Source organism: Cupriavidus sp. 05N40 (assembly GCF_056397305.1).
In genome coordinates this window covers 1-9,460 of the sequence record NZ_JBFTND010000249.1, presented here as the reverse complement: position 1 = coordinate 9,460, position 9,460 = coordinate 1, and the positions used below count along the sequence as shown (strand labels likewise).

Annotated in this window: 10 protein-coding genes and 1 pseudogene; 6 read left to right on the top strand and 5 right to left on the bottom strand. The window is 58.1% G+C overall.

Going from position 1 to position 9,460, the window contains the following annotated elements:
• Positions 1–363: 363 nt before the first annotated feature.
• The 3 genes from AC1DO7_RS36150 (at position 364) to AC1DO7_RS36140 (ending at position 3,722) form a co-directional block, all read left to right on the top strand.
• On the top strand, positions 364–1,269 hold the full coding sequence (locus AC1DO7_RS36150) for an alpha/beta hydrolase (RefSeq protein ID WP_441620018.1): 906 nt from the start codon (positions 364–366) through the stop codon (positions 1,267–1,269).
• Positions 1,270–1,310: 41 nt separating this feature from the next.
• Positions 1,311–2,180 (top strand): MBL fold metallo-hydrolase, encoded by an 870-nt coding sequence (locus AC1DO7_RS36145; protein WP_441619859.1) that lies wholly within the window; start codon positions 1,311–1,313, stop codon positions 2,178–2,180.
• 216 nt (positions 2,181–2,396) lie between these two features.
• Positions 2,397–3,722, top strand: coding sequence for an MFS transporter (locus tag AC1DO7_RS36140; protein ID WP_477117215.1), 1,326 nt, complete (start codon positions 2,397–2,399; stop codon positions 3,720–3,722).
• 104 nt (positions 3,723–3,826) lie between these two features.
• Here AC1DO7_RS36140 and AC1DO7_RS36135 read toward each other — a convergent pair whose 3' ends face one another.
• Positions 3,827–4,348, bottom strand: coding sequence for an RNA-guided endonuclease InsQ/TnpB family protein (locus AC1DO7_RS36135; protein ID WP_441619855.1), 522 nt, complete (start codon positions 4,346–4,348; stop codon positions 3,827–3,829).
• A gap of 477 nt (positions 4,349–4,825) precedes the next feature.
• Between AC1DO7_RS36135 and tnpA the strand changes: the two are divergent.
• Positions 4,826–5,086, top strand: a pseudogene (gene tnpA / locus AC1DO7_RS36130) (IS200/IS605 family transposase); the annotation flags it as partial.
• A 213-nt stretch (positions 5,087–5,299) separates the two neighbouring features.
• Here the strand turns inward: tnpA and AC1DO7_RS36125 are convergent.
• From AC1DO7_RS36125 to AC1DO7_RS36115, 3 genes are all read right to left on the bottom strand, one after another.
• Positions 5,300–5,575 carry a hypothetical protein gene (locus tag AC1DO7_RS36125; RefSeq protein ID WP_441619854.1) on the bottom strand — a complete coding sequence of 92 codons (276 nt, stop codon included), beginning with the start codon at positions 5,573–5,575 and terminating at the stop codon, positions 5,300–5,302.
• A gap of 113 nt (positions 5,576–5,688) precedes the next feature.
• Complete coding sequence (locus AC1DO7_RS36120; protein WP_477117216.1) at positions 5,689–6,846, bottom strand: porin; 1,158 nt, start codon at positions 6,844–6,846, stop codon at positions 5,689–5,691.
• 215 nt (positions 6,847–7,061) lie between these two features.
• Entirely contained in the window at positions 7,062–7,412 is a 351-nt protein-coding gene (locus tag AC1DO7_RS36115; RefSeq protein ID WP_441619850.1) for a hypothetical protein, read from the bottom strand.
• A 143-nt stretch (positions 7,413–7,555) separates the two neighbouring features.
• Here AC1DO7_RS36115 and AC1DO7_RS36110 point away from each other — a divergent pair, with 143 nt between their 5' ends.
• Positions 7,556–7,804 (top strand): hypothetical protein, encoded by a 249-nt coding sequence (locus AC1DO7_RS36110; protein WP_441619848.1) that lies wholly within the window; start codon positions 7,556–7,558, stop codon positions 7,802–7,804.
• Between the two features lie 288 nt (positions 7,805–8,092).
• Here AC1DO7_RS36110 and AC1DO7_RS36105 read toward each other — a convergent pair whose 3' ends face one another.
• On the bottom strand, positions 8,093–8,989 hold the full coding sequence (locus AC1DO7_RS36105; protein ID WP_441619846.1) for a LysR family transcriptional regulator: 897 nt from the start codon (positions 8,987–8,989) through the stop codon (positions 8,093–8,095).
• A 172-nt stretch (positions 8,990–9,161) separates the two neighbouring features.
• On the opposite strand from AC1DO7_RS36105, the gene sdhC reads away from it, so the two are divergent.
• Positions 9,162–9,460, top strand: a 299-nt coding sequence (gene sdhC / locus AC1DO7_RS36100; RefSeq protein ID WP_441619844.1) for a succinate dehydrogenase, cytochrome b556 subunit, incomplete at its 3' end; no start/stop codon positions are given.

Genomic DNA, 9,460 nt, shown 5'->3' with positions numbered 1-9,460 from the left:
ACTTCGTTCTCAACAGTTGGGAGGGCGCCATGCTGCGTATGAAAGCGGAGAAGAGTGTCACGCCGCTCGAAGAAGCGACTGAAGTCATCCTCCAGGTCGTTCTCGTTTGAAGGTCCGGGCAACAGTGTGAGCCGGGTGTACTAGCAGGCCGTCATCGCAATCACGCTGAAATGTCAGGGTAAATAGTTCTGTAGTCAACTGACCCAAACGTAAAGGATGGTGTTACGAAGCGGCCCGCCTTGGTCTCCAATTTGCAACGCCACCACGGGTGCCATTGCGCCCCCAGAAAGGCGGCTGATGAACGCCTCTACCCCTTCCCCACATGCGCGCAACGCGCAAGCATTTTCTTGGAGTTTCCCGCTAATGTCTTCAAAGATCGACGTCAACTTTCCCGCAGAAGGCGGGATCGAACTCGCTGCGTGGCTCTTCCTGCCAGATGGTAAGGGGCCTCATCCTGCCATCACCATGGCGCATGGATACGGCGGCACGCGCTACCATGCCCTAGAGAAGTTCGCCGAAGCCTTCGCGGCAGCTGGCTTCGTTGTCCTTGTACACGAACACCGAGGCTTTGGCGCGAGTGGCGGTGAGCCGCGCCAAGACATCAACCCGTGGCAGCAGATCGCTGACTGGCGCCGTGCCATCTCGTACCTGGAATCCCACCCCGCGGTCGATTCGTCACGAATCGGGCTCTGGGGCACCAGCTACGCCGGTGGTCATGCCATCGTGCTCGGCGCGACCGATCGTCGACTAAAGGCTGTGGTCGCTCAAGTGCCGACCATCAGTGGCTACGTGCAAGGTTTAAGGCGGGTATCCGCAGAAGCTTTGCCGGCACTCGAAGAGGCGCTTAACGAGGATGAGCGCGCCCAGCTTCGCGGAGAACCTCCCCGGCACCAGGCATTAGCAAGTGCTGATCCGGCAACTCCTGCTGCTTATCGTTCCCAAGATGCCATCGACTTCAATCTTCAGCCGATGCCAGAAGGAACCTGGGAGAACAAAGTCACGATCCGATCCACGCGATGGGCCCGCATGTACGAACCGGGAACGTGGATCTCACGAGTCTCACCAACGCCTTTGCTGCTGGTAGTCGCCAGCGAGGATAAGGCCACCCCGACCGACCTCGCGCTGGCTGCCTACGAGCAAGCATTGGAGCCAAAGAAACTCGTACTGCTTCCCGGCGGCCATTATGACCTGTACTTGGGTCAATCGGCGGCTGCCTGTAGCGCAGCCACCAACTGGTTCACGGAGCACCTCTTCCCGCAGCAAGCCTGAATACTCGCAAGCACCACATCGTCAAGCACTCGGAGCAAATCATGAACGAATCAAGCATCGCCGCAACGCCTCTGAAATGGGAACTGCTGGTTAAGCGGCGTGCGAGCGCCACCCAAGGGGTTCCGCCGGGCAAGGAAGACCTCACCTGGGTCGCCAACACAGTCACGCTGATCTACGGCGAGCGCAACGCCGTCCTGATCGACACCTTCCTGAGCGACGGACACACTCAGGAAATGATCGACTGGATCAAAGCACACGATCGGCATCTTGAGACCATTTATATCACGCACGGGCATCCTGATCACTTCTTCGGGTTGGCCAAGATGCGCGAGCACTTCCCAGATGCCCGGGCAATCGCACCGCTGCAGGTCGTTGAAGCAATGCATCAGTTAATCCGAGACGAAGAGACGGATAAGGTTTGGAGCAAACGCTTCCCAGGGCAAGTTCCTCCCAAGCTAATTCCAGCGGAGGTGCTTACCGGAAATACGTTCGACCTGGAAGGGCACGAGTTGCGCGTGGTGGACATCGGCCACACGGATACTGACAACACAACCGCACTTCACGTACCGTCCATCGGACTCCTAATTTCCGGAGACGCTATCTACAACAGCACGCACCCCTACCTTGGGGAGTCGGACGAAGACGGTCGTCGAGCCTGGCTCGCAGCGATCGACAAGATCGAGGCACTGAACCCGAAATACGTCATTGCTGGCCATGGCCCCCTCGACCCCGACAGCAGCCCTCGCCATATCCGAGCGACGCGGCAATACATCATGGATTTCGAGCGCGTGAATAGCCAAACTACGACTGCGCGCGAGCTTTACGACAACATGCTGGAACTCTACCCCGATCGGATCAATCCCGGCTCGTTGTGGGCGGCAGCCCATGCCGCGAAAAATACCCCGAGATAAGCAGGACGAACGTACCTGGCGCGATCTCGGTCGTCGAGATCGCAAACTCACCACGATATCCAGATTCCGGTCACGGCTCGCAGTTTCAATTTTCATAGCAGTTTGCGGCCGAGTTAGTCGGATTTCTTGTCTGATTCCCTCTGAAACGTCGGGCATGATGTCCGACGCTTCGGCCAAATCATTTCGCGTAAAAAATGCAATACCAGGAGACAAACTGTGAACGCACATGTTGACAGCCTATCAGCCACTTCCCGCGAGACCGACACGTCCGAACTCACGGTCGCGTACTCTACTGCCACCTGGAGGATCATCCCACTGTTGTCCATGATCTGGTTGATGGCCTGGGTGGATCGCGCGAACATCGCGTTCGCGAAGTTGCAGATGCTCTCCGATCTCGGCTTTAGTGAGGCGGTCTACGGCTTCGGTGCCGGCATCTTCTTCATCGGCTACGTTGCATTCGCCATGCCGGGAACGCTCCTTTTGAAGAAAGTTGGTGCGAAGCGAATGATCTCTGCGATCGTGATTGGCTGCGGAACGGCCAGCTTTGCAATGATGTTTGTTCACACGCCGGCAGAGTTCTACGCCTTGCGGCTGCTGCTCGGTATCTTTGAGGCTGCGTTTTACCCTGGGGTAATCCTGTACCTCACATATTGGTTTCCCGAGAGGATCCGCACTAGGAATTTTGGGGTCTTTCAGTCTTTCGCCGCACTGGCACCGGTTATTGTCGGACTTTCCGGGGCAGTGGYGTTCGACCATCTCGGCGGAAACATGGGCCTCGCTGGATGGCGGTGGATGTTCCTTGTGCAGGCGGTGCCGACCGTCATCCTTGGAATGGTCGCCGCCTTTGTGCTGTCCAACGATCCGTCGTCCGCGCGATGGCTATCCCACAAGCAAAAGGCGTTGATGCTCTCGGACTTGCGCAGTGAGGCAAAGGCGCCAGCGCAGAATGAAGGCATGCTTGAGGTTATTAGAAATAGGGCCGTGTGGCTGCTGATCGCAGTCTATTTCTGTACGCTTTACGCAAATGCTGCACTGGTCTTCTTCATGCCGACGATTCTCAAGCTGTCAGGGTTCACCAACTACGGAAGCATCGGTACCGCTTCAGCAGTGGTATGCATCCTCGGTGCCCTGATCACCATTGCCATTTCCACTAGCGCATCGCGAAAGAGATCAGTCCAAAGCCATTTTGTTTTTTCTTCGCTTTGCATTGCCGTCTCATTTGTGGCGGTGACCTTCGCGTGGCATGGCCATCCGTATCTCACCACTGTTCTCCTCGCGCTAGCACTTGGTGCGATGGGGGCAGCCATTTCACTGTTCTGGCAGTTTCCCCCAAGGCTGCTGACGCCAACAACTGTAGCCGTTGCGATTGGCTTCATTAGCACTTTCGCAAACCTCGGCGGCTTCGCCTCTCCTTGGTTGATTGGGTTAGCGAAAACCGCAACGGGCGACTATTCGGGAAGCTTCATCGCCGCGGCCGTTATTCAGATGTTTGCTGCAGCACTGCTCGTCAAGACGATGTCGGCCGAACGTTTCAGTCACTGATTCCATAGCGTTGTCAACTTTCCGATAGCGAAACAAAGCTGTGAGAAGCGGGGCGACTGCTCAGCGAACAGTTGAACTACCACTTCATTGACTTCCTCTCCGGGCTAAACCCCGGAGATTCCTTCTGTAAGCGCCTGAAGTCCCAGGCGAGCAATATTCCGGGCGGCGTTTGTGTCGCGGTCGTGTACCGCTCCGCAATCGCTGCACGTCCATTGCCTTATTCCAAGTCCGGCCCTACCTTTCGGACTGCCGGGCGGGATAACGCCACAGCACGAGCACGTTTGGGTTGAAAACGCTTCGTTGACCTCTGCGAACACCACGCACTGCCTGATGGCCTTGTCCTTGAGTTGTGTCCGGAACGTCCTCCACGAGGCATCGAGCGCGGACTTCGCCATGTTCGTTTGTGCCAGCGCCTTCGCGTTCACGTTGCCGATGAAGATTGCTGCATGTTTTTTGACAAGCGCCGACGTTTCCTTGTGGATGGCGTCCTTGCACTGATTCGCGATTTTGGCGTGGATAGCCTTCACGCGCTTCTTCTTGCGAGCGCGTTGCGCAATACCCAGCGCCGCTTCCGACTCGCGATACCACTGGTTCGGCTCGAATTTTTCGCCACTGCAATAGCGCAAGCGACTTCAGGCCAAGGTCGATGCCGAGCACCGACGCACCATCCGGCACGCGCTTTTCTTCGATCTGTACCTTGACGGCCACGTTGAGATACCAACGCCCGCGCGAGTCCTCGTTGAAACTGCCCGCCTTCAATTCGTATTTCGACAGGCCATATGAGTCCCACAGCCCAATATTAATGCCGTTGAAGCGGACCTGGCCGTTCTTGTACGTCAGCGCGCGGGCCTTGAATGGAACCCATTCCAGCGAGTATTTGGGGGACTTGCGGTCGCTCACGCGCCAGTTGAGACGCTTCCGTTTGAACTGCTTGAGCCGTGTCGCGAACTCTTCGCACCCCTGCTGCTGCGTGGCTGACCCGATGGAGACGCCTTCGCACTTGCTGAAGCCATTGTTCAGTTTTTGCAGGTCGAAGCCGGATAACCAGACCTTCGGGCGACTGCAGTACCGCTTGAGGCTGCGGAACTGGGTCTCGTTGTCGGGCCGAGTTCGTGGAATTCAACGGCGAGCACGACCACGTACACCTGTTGGTCAACCACCCGCCGAAGGTGGCGTTGTCGAATCTCGTCGCGTCGCTGAAGGGCGTGTCATCACGTATGCTCCGACAGCAGTTTGGAGACTCTCATCTGTGGCTGAAGCGGCGGGGCGTGTTGTGGTCGCCTTCCTATTTCGCGTCATCGTGCGGCGGTGCGCCGATAGATATCCTCCGGCAATACATTGAGGAACAGCAAGCGTCCCACTAGGACGCCTGCGGCGTCCGTGCTCTCGACCCCGGACTAAACTCCGGGGCTTCCCGCACATCTGGTGAAGGATCGGGACCGCAAGTTGATGCGCTATATCCGTCAGCACAACAAGAATCCCAAGCCCATCAAGCGGAAGTAGGACGTTCCGTCGCGGCGAATTCGCCCAGTGTCATTTCAATGATGCGGCGGACTAACACAGGCCTTCGAGACTGTTCATCTTTCCGCCGTGACGGCAGTACGATGTGGCTTGGTGCTCTTTGGGTGACGGCTCCTCACTTTCGTCGGGGCCAGATTCGCCCGAGTACTTTTGTCGGCGCCTTCGGTGTATGGATCGAATTTGTCCATAGATCTTGCAGCATCAGGAACATACCCATCCCTATTCGTAGCGCGCATGTTGTAATCATAGCGATCTGCTGAATCCGACGGTCCTGCGGCAAGAGCAGTCCCGGATGAAATTGCTGCGATGATCAATGCGAGGGCACGCTTCATGAACTTCTCCGGACGGAATTGCAAGGCGAAAAAAATAGTGAGGTGTACGTCATCGCGGAAATCTTAGCCTTTCGAGCTACCTGCTACTTTAATAAGGATATGAGCTAGGACGATCAGAAGATGTGCCRCATGCCCAACGAAATGCCAAGCTGGCCGCTGGCATCGGGCGTCTTGTAGTAGACCTGTGAGGTCGACGGCAAATAGCCCACGGACTGGCCGTTCGGCAAGTAGGCGATGTTGTCCCAGTTCAGCGACGCATTGTGCGCGTAGTTCACCGCGAAGAACACGTCGGTTCGCTTGGACAGGCTGTAGTCGGCCAGCGCCAGATATTGCTGGGGGTTCTTGGGGTTGGTCGATACGCCGTTGATGCGCGCCGCCTTGATGTCGTCGTAGTAATAGGCCAGCGTCAGGCGTAGCGCGGCGGTGGCGTCCCAGTTCATGCCCACCCAGTACATATCGTCGCGATGCGGCAGCAGTGTCGGCGTGCCGGTTGCCGGCCCCACCGAATTGCCCCAGCGATAGCCGGCCACCATCTTGACCTGGCCTAGCCGGTAGCTGGCGCCCAGCATGGCGCGCATGTCGCGGCCATAGTCGTTCGAGCCCGATGTGCCGGCGGCCTGCGCGGTATTGAGCGACTTCACTTCGTCGTAGGCGGCGGCCAGTCCGAGCGGACCGCTGTTGTACTGCAGGCCCCCGCCATAAGCGGAACCCACGGCAAAGGTCCCCGATCGCTCGCCAAACGACCAATGCGCCATGGCCGTGACCGGGCCGAACGTGCCCTGGTACTGCACCATGTTGTTCTCGCGGAAGTTCGGTCCTGCAATACCCACCAACGGCTCGAACTCCCCGGCGTACGCCACCGGCGTGAAGCTGCCCATGGTCAGGAACGCGGACGTGTACTGGCGGCCAAATGTGATCTTGCCCCACGGGTTCTGCACGCCCACAAATGCCTGGCGGCCGAACAGCAGGCCGCCGTTGCCCATCTTGCCGTCGTCGGCGTTGAACTGGTTTTCCAGCACGAACAGGCTCTTCAGGCCGCCGCCCAGATCTTCCACACCGCGCAGGCCGAAACGCGACTGTGCAATGCCCGACGAGTTCATGAACACGGCCGATCCGCTGCCCGGCGCCAGCACGCCGTTGCTGGTGTTCTGCGCGTGGTTGACGTACTGGATGCTCGTGGTGAGGACGCCATAGAGCGTCACGGACGATTGCGCCCAAGCGGCTGGCGCAAGCACTGCGCCGGCGATGGCGGCGAACAACTTCTTCTTCATTGTTGACATAGAACGTCCACTACAGATGCTGCGACTTGCACGCGCTTGAATGACTTGAATGACTGCCTCTGAGGCCTGTCTTAGCTATGGGCGGCGATAGCCGCCAATTGAACAAGGGCCAGGGATTACAGCGTTCGCGGCAGCGCCACGACGCACGCTGAATATGGCCCAGTCTCATTCGGCACCGTGCGGTGCCGAATGAGACGTCTCCACAATCATTGTTTTTTGCGCGCGCCTTCCGTATATGGATCCGGCTTACCACTCCTGGCGCCATCCGTATATGGATCGCGTGCGCGGACCTTGGTTTCGACTTTGTCATCGACCAACCGGGAGGCCGTTGACGACCTTGCACCGTCGGTGTACGAATCGAACTTTCCCGAGTTTGCGCCGTCAGTGTACGGATCAAACTTTCCCGTCTTTGCGCCGTCGGTGTACGGATCCGGCTTCTCGGTTTTAGCGCCCTGGGTATAGGGGTCCACAGCCTTTCGCTGTTGCGCAAATACTTCCGGCACGGCGACGGTGGCCGTGGCCGCAACAAGCAGGCTGGTTAGTAGGGTCTTGGTCATATCGATAGCTCATTAACGTTCATAAGGCGCGATGTAAATGGCCTGTCCGACTGCGCCCAGTTCCATGCGGGCAAGCTGCCGTCGATGCTCATTCGCTCGAAACGCTTCGGTTTGTGCACCTATGGCACCGGCCCAAGTATAATATGACCGGTCATCTTGTTGTCAAGAATTTCCGGACGCTGTGTGTGTCCTTGTCATCCTACGAACTCGATAGCCAACCGCAGTATTGCATCCTGACCTATCGCCATGCGCCCGAGACCGTGCGTGCCGCGCTGGCAACGGCTTCTGCCGACAGGCGCGAGAAGATCCTAGACGCGCTGGATGCGCCGACCATCAGCCTTCAGGAATGCAGCTCGATGCCGGCCACTCGTTTGTATCGCGCACTCTGTTGATGTCGACACAGCGGGGTGGCCGCCCGATTGCCGTTTTCCGAGTGGTGCTGGCCGACCCGGATACGACGGATGCCATCCTGCAGGACATCCTCGACGAGCAGCGCGCGCTGGCGGCGGCCAGCCCAGGCATGGCGCCGCTGACGGCGCTAGTGGGGCGCCGGGCGCCGTGTGAGGATTTGCAGCAGGCGGGCGCCATTCCCCGACCGTATGTCGCTGGTAACGGTCCGGCGAGTACCATCATTGCGGCAGCTCACCATCGGACGCGAATCCAGCTGTCAAACGGAGAATTCAATGATCGTCAGCCACAGCCTCCGAAACCTTCGCCAGAAAATTGGCCGTCTTCGCAGGTGTTGGCTCAATCCTCGACGCCAGCGCCAGGCGGATAGAGATTGGACTGCCAATTATGTCTTTATACACAACGCCCTCGACCTGAATCTGGCAAACAGAGGCAGGAACAATTGACACGCCAAACTCCGCTGCAACAAGATTCACTACGGAAGAGAGCTGCGGCGCTTCCTGCCCGGCGATGAGATCAAAACCGGCCAGCTTGCAAGCGCCGATAATGACGTCATGCAAGGTAGGACTCGCTTCGCGAGGCAGCAGAACAAAATGGTCCTCCGCCAATGCGTCGAGGGATATCCGGCGTCGCTTCGCAAGAGGATGGGTTGCGGGGAGCACGACCTTCATTGGCTCCACGGCAATGTGCTGCAGTTGAACCCCGGCCGGTGACTGCCCGCTCAAACGGACAAAGGCGACATCGACCCGGCCATCGTTGAGATAGGCGAGGAGTTGTGAAGTATTACCTTCTGCCAGGGTGAGGACAACATTGGGGTAATCCTGCCGATATGCCCGGATCAGCCTGGAGACCACGGGGTTGAACGCGGCGGAGCCGGTAAACCCGATGTTGAGGCGCCCGATTTCGCCCCGTCCGGCGCTTTGTGCTTTCTCTACGGCCGCGCGAGTGTCATGGAGTATTCGCCTAGCATCCGTTGCAAAGGCCTCGCCCGCTTCAGTCAGGACCACTCCATGCCCGGTTCGGCGAAACAGCTTTACCCCTAGCTCGTCCTCCAACACGTGAATCTGCTGGCTGAGAGGCGGTTGGCCAATGCCGAGCCTTTCTGCTGCCCGCGTGACGTTGCGCTCATCAGCGACGGCGAGGAAGTAGCGAATATGCCGCAGTTCCATACGATATCTGGTTTTATATATATCAGAAAGATGCGATAGATATTGGACAGTATATCAGTGAAGGGCCAGAATGCCGCGTATCGTGCCTCGCCGACATCCCGCTGTCTACGACCGCGGAGATGCTACTTGAGGCCAAGGCGACGAATCAATCCAACGAAGAGAATCAGCCCCCATGGAAAAATCGCAGCCAACCAGGCCCGAATACCGGAATATCGGTATCTCGCAGATCGCGAGCTACCGGTTGCCCTGGGCCGGCAAGGTGTCCATCCTGCATCGCGCAAGCGGTGCCATGATGTTCCTCCTTCTTCCTTTCGTCCTGTACCTGTTCGAGCAAAGCGTCACCTCCGAACTGAGTTTCGCAAAGTTCTCGGCGCTCCTGTCCGGCGGCTTCGTCAAGCTGGTTCTGCTGGCCCTGATCTGGGGTTACCTCCACCACTTCTGTGCCGGCATCCGTTTCCTGCTGCTCGACGT

Bases quoted from the DNA above. Each gene is read 5' to 3' on its own strand.
- AC1DO7_RS36150 (WP_441620018.1), top strand. From the start codon at position 364: ATGTCTTCAAAGATCGACGTCAACTTTCCCGCAGAAGGCGGGATCGAA.
- AC1DO7_RS36145 (WP_441619859.1), top strand. From the start codon at position 1,311: ATGAACGAATCAAGCATCGCCGCAACGCCTCTGAAATGGGAACTGCTG.
- AC1DO7_RS36125 (WP_441619854.1), bottom strand. From the start codon at position 5,575: ATGAAGCGTGCCCTCGCATTGATCATCGCAGCAATTTCATCCGGGACT.
- AC1DO7_RS36115 (WP_441619850.1), bottom strand. From the start codon at position 7,412: ATGACCAAGACCCTACTAACCAGCCTGCTTGTTGCGGCCACGGCCACC.
- AC1DO7_RS36110 (WP_441619848.1), top strand. From the start codon at position 7,556: ATGACCGGTCATCTTGTTGTCAAGAATTTCCGGACGCTGTGTGTGTCC.
- AC1DO7_RS36105 (WP_441619846.1), bottom strand. From the start codon at position 8,989: ATGGAACTGCGGCATATTCGCTACTTCCTCGCCGTCGCTGATGAGCGC.